The following is a 16,065-nucleotide window of genomic DNA, read 5'->3' as shown; positions in this document are numbered from 1 at the left end:
ATTATGAAAGCTGCGATTATCACATCCAGTGATTCTGGATATGCAGGAGAGAGAGAAGATAAAAGTGGCTCGGTAATCCAGGAAATTTTGGAAGCGAACGATTACGAAGTGGTGCATACCATTCTTTTGCCGGATGACAGAAAGATGCTGGCAGATGAGATGGCTCGTATAGCAGATGAGGGAATAGCAGAGCTGATTGTAACTACGGGTGGAACCGGATTTTCGCCGAGAGACTGTATGCCGGAGGCAACAAAGGATATTATAGAACGTGAAGTGCCGGGGATTCCGGAAGCAATGAGAGCATATAGTATGACGATTACACCAAGAGCTATGCTCAGTCGTGCAGCAGCAGGTATTCGAAAAGGAACACTGATCGTGAATCTGCCGGGAAGCCCGAAAGCAGTCAGAGAAAGTCTGGAATATATTATTCCAGCGCTGGAACATGGATTACAGATCCTGACCGGGGAGGCAACGAACTGTGCCAGAAAATAATCGGAAAATGCAGACTGATATATCTGAATTAGAAAACGGTCAGTTGGCAGAACAGCAATTGCCATCAGATTTTACGCTGGTAGTCCTGGCAGGTGGTGCCAGCAGCCGTATGGGAAGGGAGAAGTCAGATCTACTTTTAGATGGACAGACATTTTTGGAGATACAGATCGGAAAAGGATGTCAGTTGGGAGCAAAACAGATCTTAATTTCTGGATATCGTGGAACACAGTGTGGGGAAGAGATTGTGCCGGATCGAATTTCCGGTTAGGGTCCACTTGGCGGTCTGGAGAGCTGTTTTCGAAGGGCAAAGACAGAAAAATGCCTGGTGCTGGGGGTAGATACGCCGCTGGTACCTGTGGAAGAACTTCAAAATCTGTTGAAGTTCGCAATGGAAAAAGCCGACCAACCGGTGACTATGCTGTGTCATAATGGAAAAGAAGAATCGCTGATAGCGGTATATGATGCCAGACTTTATAAAGAGATCACAGATTTTCTGGAATCAGGAAGATCATCGGTGTATCGTTTTTTAAATACAGTGGGATATTCCCTATACCATACCAGTGCACCGGAAAACTATTTTCAGAATATCAATAATCCGGAAATCTATAAGAAAGTCTGCACGGAATGCGAAATTGCTGATATTTTCACAAAGGAATTCGTTAAACTATAGATTTTTAAATACTGTAGGAATTTTTGTTTGTTATACAGAATCCAATGAGGGATATTTTCAGAATATTAACGATTCTGATACATATTTAAAGACTGAAGGGTATCTCGTAAAATAGCATAATACAGAAGGCGTATAGGATTATGAAAGGCTTCCAATTAGGTTTTAAATGATTTTTCGGATAATAGCACTTCCATGCAGATCGCATACAGGATCTGCAAACAGGTGGTGTTTCAGGCAGAATTCGTCTACAGCTTTGTTACATCCGGAAAACTGGGTACTGTATACGTCATGGATCAGGAGAACTCCGCCGATAGACAGACGTTCATAAAACAGAGGTAATGCAGCAGCAGTTGGAGCATAGAGATCTGCATCTAATGATACGAAACAGAAAGTTTCATCGGTAATATCGGAAAAAGTATCCGGAAACCATCCTTTATGGATGATCACATGTGATGGATCAGGCATGATGCGAAGAACAGAGTCTACATCTGTAGAAGAAAAGTCACCTGTTTTAGCGCGAGACAGATGCCTGGAGGTTTCTACGGCAATATCTTTTTCTGAAAAGCCTTCAAAAGTATCAAAAAGATGTATTTTTCGATCCGGAAAGGCCGTACTGATCAGGCAAGAAAAATCACCCTGGAAAACACCAAGTTCTGCCACATCTCCAGGGATATTTTGTTGATGTATCTGTTCGGCTAAAAGGCGCATAACCGCAACCCGTGCATCGAACATGCGAAGTGCAGAAGGATCACAAAATGAACCGTGATAGCCCAAGTGCTCCATCTGCTGCATCATAGAACCACGCCGCTCTTCATCCAATACACCAAGAATAATCAGATCAGGAAGAAGAGCAGCGGCCTTTGATGGAGAACAGATTGGGATATTACCAATAAATTGTCCATGTTTGCGCGGATCATTATCGGCAAAGCACATGATCTGATAGGAATTTCCAAGAAGTCGGGCAGTCATCTGCCCAATCTGTCCGGCACCGAATATAATAGTTTTGTAGACATGTTTTGTCATCATTTCATAGCAGCCTTTCTTTCAGCTCGAACCTGAATCATTTGTCCTGTGATAGATATTGCGATTTCAGCAGGTGTTTCTGCTTTAATATTAAGTCCCACAGGCGTGATAATACGGTCTAATTCTCGCTCATCGATTCCATACTCTTCTACGAGACGATGAAATACACCAGCTCTTTTGGCGAGACTTCCAATGACGCCGATATAGCATGCAGGTGTGGCAAGAAGTTGTGCCTGCACAATCGTATCATAGGCATGACCTCGTGTCATGACACAGCAATAATCAGCATCTGTGATAGAAATGCTCTGATCCAGATGATCAAAATCGCAAAGGATTGTCTCCGCTGCATCCGGGAAAAGAGCAGGATCTGTAAATTCCGGACGGTCATCCAGAACGATGCAGTGAAAGTCAACACTTGCAAGTATTGGTACCAGCTTTTGTGAAACATGCCCGCCTCCAAATACATAGACAGTTCCGGATGTACCGATTTGTTCTGTAAACAGGTCACAGGTTTCATTGCGATGACGGCATGGTCTTGCAGATAAGGAAGATAAGATGGAAGAAGGAACATCAGCATTTCCAGTCAATCCATAGGATGCACTGTAAAGACTCATACCGGATGTAGCATGAAGATCACAGATCAGCCAGAAATCTTTTCGTTCTTTATATAATGTTTCAGCAGTTACTGCAAGTTCCATAATAATAGGGTCATTATGGTCCAGATACTGGAAAAATACGGTAACATCACCACCACAAATCATACCGATATTCTCAACATCTTTGCGATTCAACCGGAATTCATGTTCACAGGATTCTTTCTTTTCAAGAATATCAAGCGCCATAAGCTCTGCACGATATTCGACAGAACCTCCGCCTATGGTTCCGGCAACTCGGCCTTTTTTTCCAACCAACATACGGGAACCGGCACCTCTTGGCGTTGATCCTGAGGAAGCAACGATGGATGCAAGCACAAGGTCGTTTTCTTTTTGAAATTCTTGTTGTATGATCTGAAATAAAGTTCTCATATATAAAACAACTCCTGTAATTTTCTATAAGTCATATCGTCATGTGACAGATGGTCTGTATCATATTTTGCAGATCAAGAGCCTGTTTAAGCTGTCGTTCATGAGATTTCAAAGCTTCGGGACTGTTACATTTACACAGACTTTCCGCAAATCGTTTTTCGATGGTTACACGTTCGGTTTCCTGAATCAGTTTATCTGATAAAAAGACGATAGCCGCTTCATTCAGAATTGTCTTCTGCAAACCATGATGTTGTGAAATAATCTGACTGATTTCAGTATAGCCTAATTGTAAGAAAAGATCACCACCTGTTTTGGTGTGATGTTTTTGAAGTCTGGCAATATCATGAAGGAGTGCTCCGGAGCGAATCAGTTTTTTATTAAAAAAGTAACCATGAGATTCCAGCAGATCGCAGAAATGGCAAGCCAATTCAGTCACTGCATCACTGTGCGCCTGTACATGATGAGGAAGAGACACCGAATCGCGAAGCATCCGGCATAGTTCGTCATGCAAGTCAGGATGAGGCAGCAGGTAAGTCGAATCAGATAAGGTAACATGATCGTTATCGTCTGCGTTCAGATGATAATAGGAACCACATGGAAGACGAAAATACTGTCTGGCATGCTGTTTTGAATCAAGAAAATACAGATAAGAAGAAATTACATCTGTATGAGCAACAATCGCAATATCACCCTCAGAAGAACGAAGAATCTCATAAATTGCCTGCGAAAAACGCATGCCAGATGCGAAAGGAGTTTCTGCTCCTGGAATCGGGTAATCAGGATTCATTCCACGTGCTTCATATATGTCCGGCCATCTTTTGCGTATCTCATCAAATGAAAGACCATCCCATTCTCCCAGATTTCGTTCTGTTAAATCTGAGATAGTGATATGTGGAAGATCAGGTGTGATATGTGCAGCCGTTTCCATAGCTCTTGACAAAGGACTGCAGTAAACAGCAGTTATTTTATCATCCAGTTCTCCGTGAAGAAGGACTGACTGCAGATGTCCAAGCATAGATAAAGAAAAATCAGTCTGACCGATACAGTAAGAATGTTCATCTGGATATTGTGGTTTTCCGTGTCGAATAAGATAAAGATTACGCATTGAAAAATCCTCTGAAACACTTTTCAAATATTGCTTCGGAACAGGTACGTGTTTCCTCTGAAAAACGGGCATATCGCTTCAAAAATTCTTCTCCGTATGGTGTCAGCTCACTGTGACTGCCCTTTACACCGCCCTGACTTCGAATAATCAGCGGTTCATGAAGCTGAGATTCTAATGTATGGATCAGATTCCAGCTGGTGGAGTAGGAAATGTGCATGCGTTCGCAGGCATCACGAACAGATCCTGTTTCATGAATCAGTGTAAGCAGCGAATAAAGCTGTTCATCAAAGAAGACCTTTTCCCGTGCCAGCTGAATCTGAATCTCTGAACGGATCAGACTTTGATTGTGTGCACGAAGAAGTTCTACATAATCCTCTGGTGTATCCGCATCATGAATGATTCCAGGATCTTCTACATTTAAACAATACATGGGAGTTCCACAATGTTCTACAGCACCCTTCAGACCAGTGTTTCCATCATTGCTTAAAATGGACTCAATTAATGAGGAACGAATCAGGATCGGATGACCTGGAGTTCCGTTACAGACCGGAGTGACAAGAGGCTGTCCAAGAGAAAGCATTTGTGTAACGGTATGTGCTGTGAATAGTGGAACATCTACAGGTGTAAAGAGTACCGTATCCACTTTGTCTTTTAAATATTCCAGTCCAATCCTGACAGAATCAAACATATGAGTAGTTTCATAGTCCTCATTTCGAAGAAAAATAACATGATTGGAAGCAAGGTGGCGTTCCAGAGCATCCGCATTATATCCGGTTACCACCACTATTTTAGAGATTCCGGCCTGCCGGAAGTTATTAATCACACGCTGCGCGATGGAAATGGATCCAAGCTGAAGCATGGGCTTGAAGTCTCCCATTCGTGACGATTTCCCTGCAGCTACGATGAGAGCACCTGTCTGCATCATAGATACCTCCTAAAAATAACATTGTACAAATTTGATATTATTATAGCATGAAAAGTGAGGATAAATAGTAAAATTTTTAAATAAAGTAATAAAAACAATATAAAAAAGGACGAAAATAGCCAACTAATAATTATTTACAATTTGTAAAACTGTACAAAATTATGATAACATGAAATTATACAAAATAATGTAAACAGGAGAACGTTTCCATGGATAAGATTTTTGAAATTACCGCAAAAGAAGTTACGATACAGGTAAAAGATGAGCGCACAGGAGAGCAATACAGTCGGACACTTCCGATTGATTATTATGAGAATGCGAATGTTTTAAAACTCAGCGGTGAGAATCTGGACGGAAGCAGCTCTTCCATTGTTTTCTATTCTGTCAGAGGAATGGAAAGACTTAAAGATCTGACGGGTAAGGGAGTCGATCATGATCCATGCGGAACACATAAGTCAGAAGATTTGTAACATCGGAACGTGTATTTTTTAAAGGAGGAATGAAACATGATTAAAAAGACATTGAAGATCAATGGTGTGGAGCGAATCCTTATTCTTGATAAGGATGAGACACTGGCTCAGGTACTTCGTGAGCATCTTCTTCTTACAGGATGTAAGATCGGTTGTGGAGAAGGTCATTGCGGAGCATGTAATGTTATTATGAACGGAAAAGTTACAAGATCCTGTATTTACAAGATGAGCCGTGTTCCGGACAATGCAGAGATCACAACAATCGAGGGTGTGGGAACAATTTCTGATATGCATCCGATACAGGTTGCATGGATGGCATATGGATGTGCACAGTGTGGTTTCTGTTCACCAGGTTTTATTATTTCAGCAAAGGTTCTTCTCGATAATAATCCGAGCCCTACCCGTGAAGAAGTGAGGGACTGGTTTAACAAGCAGCGTAATCTCTGTCGTTGTACAGGTTACAAGCCGCTTATCGATGCGACCATGGCGGCAGCAGCAGTTATGCGTGGCGAGATGACTAAAGAAGACCTCGTATTCAAGCAGACAGGTGATTCTATCGTCGGTACAAACTATATCCGTCCATCAGCAGCACAGAAGGTAACAGGTACCTGGGATTTCGGTGCAGATGATGCATTAAAGATGCCGGAGGGAACTCTTCGTCTTGCACTTACACAGGCCAAGGTTTCTCACGCAAATATTCTCAGTATCGATACAACAGAAGCAGAGAGTATGCCGGGAGTTGTTCGTGTTATTACAGCGAAGGACATTAAGGCAGCAGGCGGAACCAACAAGATCAATGGTCTTGTAATGCTTCCGAAACACAATAAGACAGACGGATTTGAGCGTCCTGTACTCTGCGACGAAAAGATCTTTCAGTTTGGTGATGCGATTGCGATCGTAGCTGCCGACACAGAAGAGCATGCACGTGCAGCAGCAGATGCAGTTAAGGTGGAGATCGAAGAACTTCCTGCATATATGAACGCAATGGATGCAATCGCACCGGATGCAGCAGAGATCCATCCTGGTACTCCAAACGCATTTTTTGAGACAAACTGTATCAAGGGACCGGACTTTGACTGGGACAGCATTCCGGATTCACAGCAGGTTGAGATCGAGTCCTACTGTTCACGCCAGCCTCATCTTCACCTTGAGCCGGACTGTGGTTATGGATATATTGATGAAGACGGTATGATAACAGTGCATTCCAAATCTATCGGTATACATCTTCATATGCCTATGATCGCAGATGGTATCGGTGTACCAATGGAAAACTTAAGACTTGTTCAGAACCATGCAGGCGGAACATTTGGTTACAAGTTCTCACCGACAAATGAGGCTCTGATTGGTGCAGCTGTTAAGATTCTGGAACGTCCGGTATCGCTGGTATTTAATCAGTTCCAGAACATTACTTATACAGGAAAGAGATCTCCTGCATTTATGAATATTAAGCTTGCAGCAGATGAAAATGGTAAACTCTTAGCACTTTGGGGTAACAACTATGTAGATCACGGTCCATATTCAGAATTTGGCGATCTGCTTACCATGAGACTTTCTCAGTTTACAGGCGCAGGTTATGGAATTAATTCTATTCGTAATAAATCAACAACCGTATTTACAAACCATGCATGGGGCTCCGCATTCCGTGCTTATGGTTCACCACAGTCTTATATGGGATCTGAGATTGCAATTGACGTGCTGGCAGCTAAGATGGGAATCGATCCGTTTGATATCCGTGAAATGAACTGCTATAAAGAATCAGAGGGCACTACCATCCCGACAGGTTATCCACCGGAGGTATATTGTGAGGAAGATTTGTTTAAGAAAGCACGTCCATTGTATGAAGCGGCGAAAAAACGTGTTGCCGAAAAGAATGCAGCTTCTGACGGAAAGATGAAATATGGTATCGGTGTATCTCTTGGAGTATACGGTTGTGGTCTTGATGGTGTTGATACATCAAATGCATTTGCAGAATTAAATCCGGATGGAACCGTTACGATGTATGCTGCATGGGAAGATCATGGACAGGGGGCTGATATGGGTGTTCTTGTATCATCTCATGAAACACTGCGTCAGGCAGGAATCAGACCGGAACAGATTAAACTGGTTATGAATGATACGAAGACATGTCCGAATGCAGGACCTGCAGGAGGATCACGCTCACAGGTTATGTCAGGTAATGCATGTCGTCTGGCTGCAGAAAATCTTGTAGCAGCAATGAAGAAAGAAGACGGAACATTCCGTACTTATGATGAGATGGTAGCAGAAGGGCTTGCAACAAAATATGAAGGTAACTGGGTAACTACATTCTGTGCAGATCATCCGATCGATCAGGATACCGCACAGGGCGATCCATTTGCAACTTATATGTATACTATCTTCCTGCCGGAAGTTGCTGTTAATACAGAAACAGGTAAAGTTACCGTTGAGAAATTTACTTGCGTAGCTGACGTAGGTACGATCATGAACAGACTTCTTGTAGAAGGTAATTTCTATGGTGGTCTTGTACAGGGTATCGGTCTTGCTCTTTCGGAAGATTTTGAAGATTTGAACCATGACACCACTTTGAAGAATTGTGGTATTCCATATCCAAAGGATGCTCCGGATGATATTGAACTTCACTTCAATGAAACATATCGTCCAAGTGGTCCTTACGGTGCGGCTGGTTGTGGTGAGGCTCCACTGGATGCTCCACATCCTGCAATCCTGAATGCAATCTTTAATGCGACAGGTGCACGTATTACACGTATCCCTGCCCGTCCGGAAAGGGTTCTTGCAGCATTAAAAGAACTTGAGAAATAAGCTTAATTCATAATGTGGTTGGAGTAAGAGCTGCCAACTGTGATATAATCAGGGGAGACGGGAAACTGCCTCCCCTTTACAGACGAAAGGAGTAGCAGGTTATGACATACATACAGGAGAGAGGTTCTACTCACGTTTATCATGTAAATCGAATGTCAAAAGAAGAGATGGATCATATGATCAGTCTCTGCGTCCATGAACAGCCGGCCTACTGTGTTGCAGCCTGTCCTTTCAAAATGGATACAAAAGAGATGCTGTATTATGCTGCAAAAGGAAATTTTAAGAAAGCGTTGGCAATTTATGAGAAAATTACACCATTTCCAATGATTCTCTGTGATGGATGTACGGCACCTTGCGAAGATAATTGCAAGCTTTGTGAACTTGGTGATGGTGTCTCCATACGAGAAGTAGAACGTGCGATTGTCCGGTATGGAGAACCGGGAAGACGAAGCAGTGTATTTCGCATGAGAAAGAAGAAAAGGGCAGCAATCTTTGGTTCTGGATTATTTCCACTGTTTCTTGCAGGGGAACTGGAAAAGAAAATGTATCCTACGACAATTTATTGTAAGGAAGAAGATTATGAAAGCTATATTGCAGCGGCAGCCGGACATCTTTTGGAATCAGACCGCAGCAATGAAGCGAAACGTCTGAAATCTATGGATCTTTCTTTTGAATTTGGATGCAGTTTGAATCTTTCGTTTATCAGAGAAAAAATGGAACTGGCAGATGTGGTATGCGCATCAGAAGAAGTGGCAAAAATGTTAGCTCCGGAAGAAGCAGCAGATGTCGAGATTATGTTAAGAGAACAGGCAAAGATTGTCAGCGGACCTGCGGAATCTGTGATGGATGCGGCTTTTGCCGCAAAGCGGGCAGCTTTGACAGTGGATCTTCTGGTACAGAATTTATCGCCGCACAGCAACAGAGGCAGTGAAGGAGCAGTGACTACCAAGCTTTATACGAACATGGAAGGAATCCATGGATCGAATAAGATTTTCTGTGGTCAGGATGGGTATTCAAAAGAAGAAGCTGTAGAAGAAGCAAAACGATGTATTCAGTGTCATTGTGACGAATGCATGAAAGGCTGTGTGTATTTAAGTGAATATCAAAAACATCCGGGTTTATTAGCCCGTGAGATCTATAATAATACGCAGATTATCATGGGAGATCATCCGATGAACAAACCGATGAATGCCTGTGCCCTCTGTGGACAGTGTACGGTGATCTGTCCGAATGGATTTGATATGAGTCAGGTGTGCAAGTCAGCAAGAGAAAATATGGTATCTACAGATAAGATGCCGCTGGCGCCACATGAATTTGCACTGATGGACATGTTATTTTCAAATTCAGAGGCTTTTTTGAGCAGACTCCAGCCGGGATATGAAACTTGCAGATATGTATTTTTCCCAGGCTGTCAGGCAGGTGCGATAGCGCCGGATGTGGTTATGCAGGCATACGAAGATTTAAGTAATCGGGTAGATGGAGGTGTTGCTCTGATGCTAGGATGCTGTGGTGCAATCAGCGAATGGGCAGGCCGCTATGAAATGACAGAAAAAGTAAATGAGCAGCTGAAACAGGAACTAGCCAAGCTTGGTGATCCGATCATCATAGCAGGTTGTCCAACCTGTATGAAGCAGCTAAAAGAAAGTATTGGAGCGCATGTTATAGGAATCTGGGAAATTTTGAAAGAAATCGGACTTCCACAGCAGGCAAAAGGACTGGAGATACCGGTTGCCATACATGATGCCTGTGGTGCCAGAGGGGATGCACAGACACAGGATATTATAAGAGAACTTTTGTTGGATATGGGATGTACCGTTGAAGATACAGAATATTCCAGAGATTTGTCTCCATGTTGTGGATATGGAGGTCTGACGGCATATGCCAATAAAGATATGGCAGCGAAAATGACAGAAAAGTGTCTGGAACGTTCCGATGCACCATATATTACATACTGCATGGCATGCAGAGACCGATTTGCCAGAGAGGGAAGAGAATCCCGACATATACTTGAACTTCTGTATGGGGCAAATGCCAGCAATATGCCTGATATCAGTGAGAAACGCTACAACAGGCTCATATTGAAACAAACACTTTTAAAAAACATCTGGAATGAGGAACCGATCATGGAGAAAAAAGACTATACCGTTGCCTATACAGAAGAGGCAATCCATATGATGGATGAGCGCATGATACTGAAAAGTGATGTGGAACGTGTGTTATCAGATTACAGAGAAAATCAGGAGGCAATCCTAGATGAAGAAACAAAAGAACTGGTGACAAGAAGCAGACTGGGAAATGTCACATTCTGGGTGCGGTTTGTGGAAACAGAAGACGGATATCTGGTACACAGAGCATACAGTCATCGAATGAATATTATGAAAAGGGTGGGACAGTAATGGCAGTAGAAAGAACATATTATACGATTGATCCGGAAGGAAAGCTGACCTGCATGAAATGTAAGGTTCCTCTTGTAAAAGGAAAAGCAAAATTTATGTATCTGGAAAATGGGTTTCCTGTGGAAATGCCTGTCTGTCCAAAGTGTGGGTTTGTGTATGTTCCGGAAGAACTCGCACTTGGAAAAGTGCTCGCGGTGGAGCGTGCACTGGAGGATAAATAGATGAACAGGCATCCGGGAGGGGAAGCGCAGACGCTTCATCTTCTGGAGAACATAGAATGGAAAAAAGAAATGAAAGCACTGGATCTTGGAGCAGGAGAAGGAGACACGGTTCGAATCCTGAAATCATTTGGGCTGGAAGCACATGGCGTGGATCTTTTCCCACGGGGCAGTGATGTGGAAATTGGCGATTTTCTGCATTTGCAGTATTCATCAGACAGTATAGATCTTTGCATCAGCCAGTGTGCATTTTTTGTCAGCAGAGATCAGAAAAATGCACTATCTGAATGCTGGCGCGTTTTGAAAAAGGGAGGTTTTCTTTTATTGTCAGATCTTGATACCGGAAATCTTTTGAAAATGGCAGAACAGACAGGATTTACCATTCTCCGGCAGGAGGATCAGACGTTACTTTGGCGGGAATATTATCTGGAAGCAATCTGGAATGATTCGTTCTGCTGCGAAGAGTATAAGCTTCTGCAGAAAGAATATAAAGGAAAGAAGCTGCGCTATACCATGTTGGTTGGCAGAAAGGAGTAGCACATGGATCTTTATGAAAGAATCATAGAACTTAGCAGTATGGGTTATCATTGCTCACAAATGGTTATGATTATGACACTGGAAGCCATAGGTGAGGAAAATCCACAGCTTGTAAAGGCTCTGGGAGGTCTTGGCGGTGGGATCGGTTACTGTGGAGATACCTGTGGCTGCCTAACAGGAGGAGCCTGTGCGATAGGTTTGTTCCTTGGCAATCTGGCTCCGCAGGAGAAAGAAGATATACAGATGAAACCGGCTGTGCAGGAATTATATCAGTGGTTCCATAAGAAGACCGAAGAAGAATTTGGTGCTTTTTATTGTAAGGATATCACTTCTAATTTGGATTGGGGAGTGATTATGGAGCAATGTCCTGCGCTGATTGCAGATACTTATACGAAAGTGATAGAAATACTGACAGAACGGGGAATATTGGAACTATGATTACGCTGGGTAAAACAAAAAGTGTATGCCCGATATGTATGAAAGTACTTACGGCTAAAAAATGTATCGGTGAAGATGGCATTTATCTGGTGAAAGAATGTGATATCCACGGAAAGTTTCAGACACTGATCTGGGAAGGAACGGCAGCAGAGTATCTTTCCTGGGGAAGAGAAAACCTGTCTGCGGAGACTCCGGTAAATCCCAAAATCAAAGAGAAATCCTGCCCGGATAATTGTGGACTCTGTGAGGAGCACGAACGAAAAGGCTGTTGTATGATACTGGAAGTGACAAAGCGCTGCAATATGCACTGCCCGGTCTGCTTTGCTTCGGCAGGAGAATGTCTGGAAAACGGTGATCTTTCAATTGATGAAATAGAAAAGCAATATGATTTTCTGATGGATCATGGAGGACCATTCAATATTCAGCTCTCAGGTGGAGAACCAACCATGCGGGAGGATCTTCCGGAGATCATACATATGGGTAGAGAAAAAGGGTTTACATTTTTTCAATTGAATACCAATGGAATCCGTCTTGCGCAGGAAGCAGGATATGCCAGAAAACTAAAAAAAGCAGGACTGAATACAGTATTTCTTCAGTTTGACGGTGTCACAGATGATGTGTATCAGACATTGCGCGGACGCTCTATGATAGAACTGAAAGAAAAGGCTGTGTTAAACTGTTCGGAAGCGGAACTGGGAATTGCCCTGGTACCTGTCATTGCGCCAGGAGTAAATGACATGCAGGTTGGAGATATTCTGAAGTTTGCGATGGATCATATGCCATTTGTAAGAGGAGTACATTTCCAGCCGATCAGCTATTTTGGCAGATGTTCTCAGCAGCGTCCACAAGCTCCGATTACCATACCAAAGATGTTGAAGCTGATCGAGGAACAGACTGACGGGCTTATGAAAAGCAAGGATTTCGCCGGTGGTGGAGCAGAGAATCCATACTGTTCTTTTCATGCAAGTTATCTGAAAAAAGGTGAGAGGGAACTGAAACTTTTGGAAAAGAAATCAGGCAGAGGATGTTGTTGTACTACCAGCGATAATTCCAGACAGTATGTGGAAAATCAGTGGAGCTATAGCACAAAAAAATTTGATGATGGAGAAATGACACAGACAGATGCGCTGGATGAATTCCTGATCCGGGTTCATAATGAAACTTTTGCAGTATCAGGGATGATTTTTCAGGATGCATGGAATCTGGATCTTGAACGTCTGAAAAGATGTTATATCTGCGAGGTGGATTCTGATTATGGAATGGTGCCGTTTTGTGCATATAATCTGACGAATTCGAAAGGAATATATTTATACAGAAAGTGAAACGATCGAATATAGATGCAATGATCTGTAAGCAGGAAGGTATTACAGAGATTACAAGAGATGAAATACACAGAATACAGCTGGAGAAATTAAATATTGTACTGAAGAGAGAGAAAGAACGAGAGGGTTTTTACCGAGATTTGCCGGAAAGACTGGAAAGCCTGATAGATTTGAGAAGCCTTCCTTTTACGACAGAAACAGATCTGGCACGAGATGGAGGCAGGATGCTGCTTTGCTCCCAGGGGGAAGTACAGAAAGTGATATCAGAACAGACAAGCGGAACTACCGGTGCCGGTAAACGTGTATTCTATACAGAGGGAGACTGTGAACACACCATAGAACTTTTTATGGCAGGTCTGGGTGAATTTATTTATCCTGGAAGTATAACGATGGTGGCTATGCCATTTTCAGGTCCTTTTGGATTAGGAGAACTGATCGCGGAGGCAATCAGACGTCTGGGAGCAAAACCTCTTTCAACCGGGACAGGAAGAACTTATGGCGAACTGAACAGGATTCTGGAAGAGGAGCAGCCGGATACGTATGTGGGAATGCCGACGGCATTGCTGTCCATGCTTCGAATGTGCGGAAAAGGCAGTATAAAAAGAGCACTGGTATCCGGAGATGCCTGTCCGAAAACTGTCATGAAAGCAATCGAAGAAATTCTGCAAACACGACTTTGGCCGCACTATGGTTCCAGAGAGATGGGGCTTGGAGGTGCCATTTGCTGCACGGCGCATGAGGGCATGCATATGCGGGAAAACCATTGTATTACAGAGATTATAGATGAGAACGGAAATGTGCTGCCGGACGGTAAATGGGGAGAACTGGTGATTACAACCATTGGAATGGAAGCACAGCCGTTGATTCGATATCGAACCGGTGACTGGTCAAGGATCATTCCAGGAAGATGCCTCTGTGGAAGTGAAATAAAACGCCTGGACTTTGTAAAGCGGATGGATCCATTGGGAAGTATCAGAGAGATGGATGAATTACTGTTTGAGATTCCGGAACTGGTAGATTATTGTGTGAAAATTGTAGATGGAAAAAAGGAAATTACAGCGCTTTTTACATCGGACAATGGAGAAGAACGAATCAGGAGTGTTTTGGAAGAGAAGGATATTCGTTCATGGAACTGCAAAAAAGCAAAGTGGGAAGATGGGGCGCTGTATCCTGGCAAACGAGTTACAAGGCAGTGATTTCGTGGTATCATGGAATCACTGCCTTGCCTGTTATTCAGGATAGTATGGACAATCTTCCTGGATACATTCGCGATTATCTTCGCAGTATTTACACGTTATAGAAGACAACGGAATGTTTACAGAACAAAACTGACTGTAAAAATGAACGGCTTCTTCAATGGCAATTCTGCTGGTACGTTTGCAGCAGCGAGGTCCACCAACATCTGCCAGTCTGGATAAAATAATGGAAACAAGTTTTTGAGGAAACGGCCATGCATCTTTGTGAAGTGGACTGGATCCAGTCATAACGGACATGAAAATACCGGCTCCGGCAGCAGCTCCACAGACACCCCAGTAACCACAGGTACCGCCCGGAACCTGCTTCGCTCTTTTACAGATTTCAGATAGTGCAGCATCGTAATCCATATGTTCTCCATTATTGCGAAACGCTGTCAGAAGAACACATGGGACAATTGCATGATGCTCCGGTCCATGCATATGTACAGATGGAAGATCCATAATTTTTTCCAGAAGAAGCAAAGCATCTTTTTCTGTACTGTCTCTGAGTGTTGTGATTACCGGAGCATATGTGCCATAGCTGTGACAGGCATCACAGATAAAGTGACCATTTTCACAGACCGCATTGGTTAATTGCTCTTTATGGCAGATGCTGCACGTCTGAATAGAGCTTTCAGCACGATACGTAATAGAAGCACCACAAATCAGACATCCGGAAAAATGTTCCGCTTCACCGCAACAACAGGAATTATTCGTATGATCCATTTGATTCACCTCCGGAGAATTTATTTTAATAGTGTTAACGATGTAAAAAGTATAACATAAAATGAAAAAGTAATGATAAAGTATCTTGACAATCATGTTACTTTGGGTATATGATTTGATCCAATAAAGGGGAGTAACCTGCGCTTAACAAATTGCGTTTGTGATGTTGTCAGTACGGTGGAAGCATCCGGTATCATAAGGAAATGGTGAGACTTTTATTGCATTTTTTATTATGCAATGAAGGTCTTTTTTTTATATTTTTTTCAAAGAGGTCTTTCATTGCATAAGAAATTCAGGTAGTAAATACTTAGAAACGATGAGGCGGAAGTGATGAAGGAAATTTATCAGCAGACGGTAGAAGAGGTTCTTGAAAGGGTGAATGGCAAGAAATCTGGGCTTACAAGTGAACAGGTGAAAAGATCCAGAGAAAAGTGTGGGTGGAATGAACTTACAGAAGGAAAGAAGAAAGGTATCCTGCAAATTTTCTTTGAAGGAGCTGTCTATTTCCCGACAGCTCCTTTTCTTGTATTCATTCGGCTGATACAAAGCGACAAAGCCGGCACAATATCATAAGTAATATATAAACTCTGATGTACATGTGATTAAAAAGAATCAATCATATGCAGAGACTATGAAAAAATCTCTGTAAATAGGATTCTTCTATGATAAGAAAGGGTGAGTAGC

Annotated in this window: 15 protein-coding genes and 1 pseudogene; 11 read left to right on the top strand and 5 right to left on the bottom strand. The window is 42.7% G+C overall.

What is annotated here, in order from left to right:
- Positions 1 to 492 carry a MogA/MoaB family molybdenum cofactor biosynthesis protein gene (locus DWW77_RS16425; RefSeq protein ID WP_110103569.1) on the top strand — a complete coding sequence of 164 codons (492 nt, stop codon included), beginning with the start codon at positions 1 to 3 and terminating at the stop codon, positions 490 to 492.
- Between the two features lie 7 nt (positions 493 to 499).
- Positions 500 to 1,162: pseudogene (gene mobA / locus DWW77_RS18405) on the top strand (molybdenum cofactor guanylyltransferase).
- 162 nt (positions 1,163 to 1,324) lie between these two features.
- Here the strand turns inward: mobA and DWW77_RS16410 are convergent.
- From DWW77_RS16410 to DWW77_RS16395, 4 genes are read right to left on the bottom strand one after another with little or no spacing between them, the layout of a single operon-like run.
- Positions 1,325 to 2,188, bottom strand: a complete 864-nt coding sequence (locus DWW77_RS16410; protein ID WP_092071089.1) for a TylF/MycF/NovP-related O-methyltransferase — start codon at positions 2,186 to 2,188, stop codon at positions 1,325 to 1,327.
- The gene (locus tag DWW77_RS16405; RefSeq protein WP_092071085.1) at positions 2,185 to 3,210 is read right to left on the bottom strand and encodes an XdhC family protein; all 1,026 of its coding nucleotides are present in this window, start codon (positions 3,208 to 3,210) and stop codon (positions 2,185 to 2,187) included. Before DWW77_RS16405 ends, DWW77_RS16410 begins: the two co-directional genes overlap by 4 nt.
- Positions 3,211 to 3,241: 31 nt before the next feature.
- Positions 3,242 to 4,315, bottom strand: a complete 1,074-nt coding sequence (locus tag DWW77_RS16400; protein WP_092071082.1) for a histidine phosphatase family protein — start codon at positions 4,313 to 4,315, stop codon at positions 3,242 to 3,244.
- Positions 4,308 to 5,240 carry an NTP transferase domain-containing protein gene (locus DWW77_RS16395; RefSeq protein WP_021650129.1) on the bottom strand — a complete coding sequence of 311 codons (933 nt, stop codon included), beginning with the start codon at positions 5,238 to 5,240 and terminating at the stop codon, positions 4,308 to 4,310. Before DWW77_RS16395 ends, DWW77_RS16400 begins: the two co-directional genes overlap by 8 nt.
- 209 nt (positions 5,241 to 5,449) lie before the next feature.
- Between DWW77_RS16395 and DWW77_RS16390 the strand changes: the two genes are divergently transcribed.
- The 8 genes from DWW77_RS16390 (at position 5,450) to DWW77_RS16355 (ending at position 14,616) form a co-directional block, all read left to right on the top strand.
- On the top strand, positions 5,450 to 5,710 hold the full coding sequence (locus DWW77_RS16390; RefSeq protein ID WP_092071079.1) for a hypothetical protein: 261 nt from the start codon (positions 5,450 to 5,452) through the stop codon (positions 5,708 to 5,710).
- Positions 5,711 to 5,746: 36 nt separating this feature from the next.
- The gene (locus DWW77_RS16385; RefSeq protein WP_015526496.1) at positions 5,747 to 8,509 is read left to right on the top strand and encodes a molybdopterin-dependent aldehyde oxidoreductase; all 2,763 of its coding nucleotides are present in this window, start codon (positions 5,747 to 5,749) and stop codon (positions 8,507 to 8,509) included.
- A gap of 101 nt (positions 8,510 to 8,610) precedes the next feature.
- Positions 8,611 to 10,905, top strand: a complete 2,295-nt coding sequence (locus DWW77_RS16380; protein ID WP_118609145.1) for a pyridine nucleotide-disulfide oxidoreductase/dicluster-binding protein — start codon at positions 8,611 to 8,613, stop codon at positions 10,903 to 10,905.
- Entirely contained in the window at positions 10,905 to 11,126 is a 222-nt protein-coding gene (locus DWW77_RS16375) for a DVU_1557 family redox protein (protein ID WP_005427475.1), read from the top strand. The genes DWW77_RS16380 and DWW77_RS16375 overlap by 1 nt, the downstream gene beginning before the upstream one ends.
- Entirely contained in the window at positions 11,127 to 11,660 is a 534-nt protein-coding gene (locus tag DWW77_RS16370) for a class I SAM-dependent methyltransferase (RefSeq protein ID WP_110103577.1), read from the top strand.
- A 3-nt stretch (positions 11,661 to 11,663) separates the two neighbouring features.
- Entirely contained in the window at positions 11,664 to 12,098 is a 435-nt protein-coding gene (locus tag DWW77_RS16365; RefSeq protein ID WP_021650124.1) for a DVU_1555 family C-GCAxxG-C-C protein, read from the top strand.
- Positions 12,095 to 13,420, top strand: a complete 1,326-nt coding sequence (gene trsS, locus DWW77_RS16360) for a radical SAM (seleno)protein TrsS (protein WP_092071066.1) — start codon at positions 12,095 to 12,097, stop codon at positions 13,418 to 13,420. Before DWW77_RS16365 ends, trsS begins: the two co-directional genes overlap by 4 nt.
- 20 nt (positions 13,421 to 13,440) lie before the next feature.
- Positions 13,441 to 14,616, top strand: a complete 1,176-nt coding sequence (locus tag DWW77_RS16355) for a DVU_1553 family AMP-dependent CoA ligase (protein WP_015526491.1) — start codon at positions 13,441 to 13,443, stop codon at positions 14,614 to 14,616.
- A 33-nt stretch (positions 14,617 to 14,649) separates the two neighbouring features.
- Here DWW77_RS16355 and DWW77_RS16350 read toward each other — a convergent pair whose 3' ends face one another.
- Positions 14,650 to 15,381: a DUF5714 domain-containing protein gene (locus DWW77_RS16350; RefSeq protein ID WP_015526490.1), complete on the bottom strand. Its 732-nt coding sequence runs from the start codon at positions 15,379 to 15,381 to the stop codon at positions 14,650 to 14,652.
- Positions 15,382 to 15,711: 330 nt separating this feature from the next.
- Between DWW77_RS16350 and DWW77_RS16345 the strand changes: the two genes are divergently transcribed.
- Entirely contained in the window at positions 15,712 to 15,954 is a 243-nt protein-coding gene (locus tag DWW77_RS16345; protein ID WP_015526489.1) for a cation-transporting P-type ATPase, read from the top strand.
- The last annotated feature ends 111 nt before the right edge of the window (positions 15,955 to 16,065 follow it).

The sequence above is a fragment of the Ruminococcus sp. AF17-12 genome (genome assembly GCF_003479245.1).
GTDB lineage: Bacteria > Bacillota > Clostridia > Lachnospirales > Lachnospiraceae > Blautia_A > Blautia_A fusiformis.
The sequence above is the reverse complement of the archived record's forward strand: the minus strand, read 5'-3'. Positions and strand labels throughout refer to the sequence as shown.

Coding starts and splice junctions, on each gene's coding strand:
- DWW77_RS16410 (WP_092071089.1), bottom strand. CDS start 2,188: ATGATGACAAAACATGTCTACAAAACTATTATATTCGGTGCCGGACAG.
- DWW77_RS16405 (WP_092071085.1), bottom strand. CDS start 3,210: ATGAGAACTTTATTTCAGATCATACAACAAGAATTTCAAAAAGAAAAC.
- DWW77_RS16400 (WP_092071082.1), bottom strand. CDS start 4,315: ATGCGTAATCTTTATCTTATTCGACACGGAAAACCACAATATCCAGAT.
- DWW77_RS16395 (WP_021650129.1), bottom strand. CDS start 5,240: ATGATGCAGACAGGTGCTCTCATCGTAGCTGCAGGGAAATCGTCACGA.
- DWW77_RS16390 (WP_092071079.1), top strand. CDS start 5,450: ATGGATAAGATTTTTGAAATTACCGCAAAAGAAGTTACGATACAGGTA.
- DWW77_RS16385 (WP_015526496.1), top strand. CDS start 5,747: ATGATTAAAAAGACATTGAAGATCAATGGTGTGGAGCGAATCCTTATT.
- DWW77_RS16380 (WP_118609145.1), top strand. CDS start 8,611: ATGACATACATACAGGAGAGAGGTTCTACTCACGTTTATCATGTAAAT.
- DWW77_RS16375 (WP_005427475.1), top strand. CDS start 10,905: ATGGCAGTAGAAAGAACATATTATACGATTGATCCGGAAGGAAAGCTG.
- DWW77_RS16370 (WP_110103577.1), top strand. CDS start 11,127: ATGAACAGGCATCCGGGAGGGGAAGCGCAGACGCTTCATCTTCTGGAG.
- DWW77_RS16365 (WP_021650124.1), top strand. CDS start 11,664: ATGGATCTTTATGAAAGAATCATAGAACTTAGCAGTATGGGTTATCAT.
- trsS (WP_092071066.1), top strand. CDS start 12,095: ATGATTACGCTGGGTAAAACAAAAAGTGTATGCCCGATATGTATGAAA.
- DWW77_RS16355 (WP_015526491.1), top strand. CDS start 13,441: ATGATCTGTAAGCAGGAAGGTATTACAGAGATTACAAGAGATGAAATA.
- DWW77_RS16350 (WP_015526490.1), bottom strand. CDS start 15,381: ATGGATCATACGAATAATTCCTGTTGTTGCGGTGAAGCGGAACATTTT.
- DWW77_RS16345 (WP_015526489.1), top strand. CDS start 15,712: ATGAAGGAAATTTATCAGCAGACGGTAGAAGAGGTTCTTGAAAGGGTG.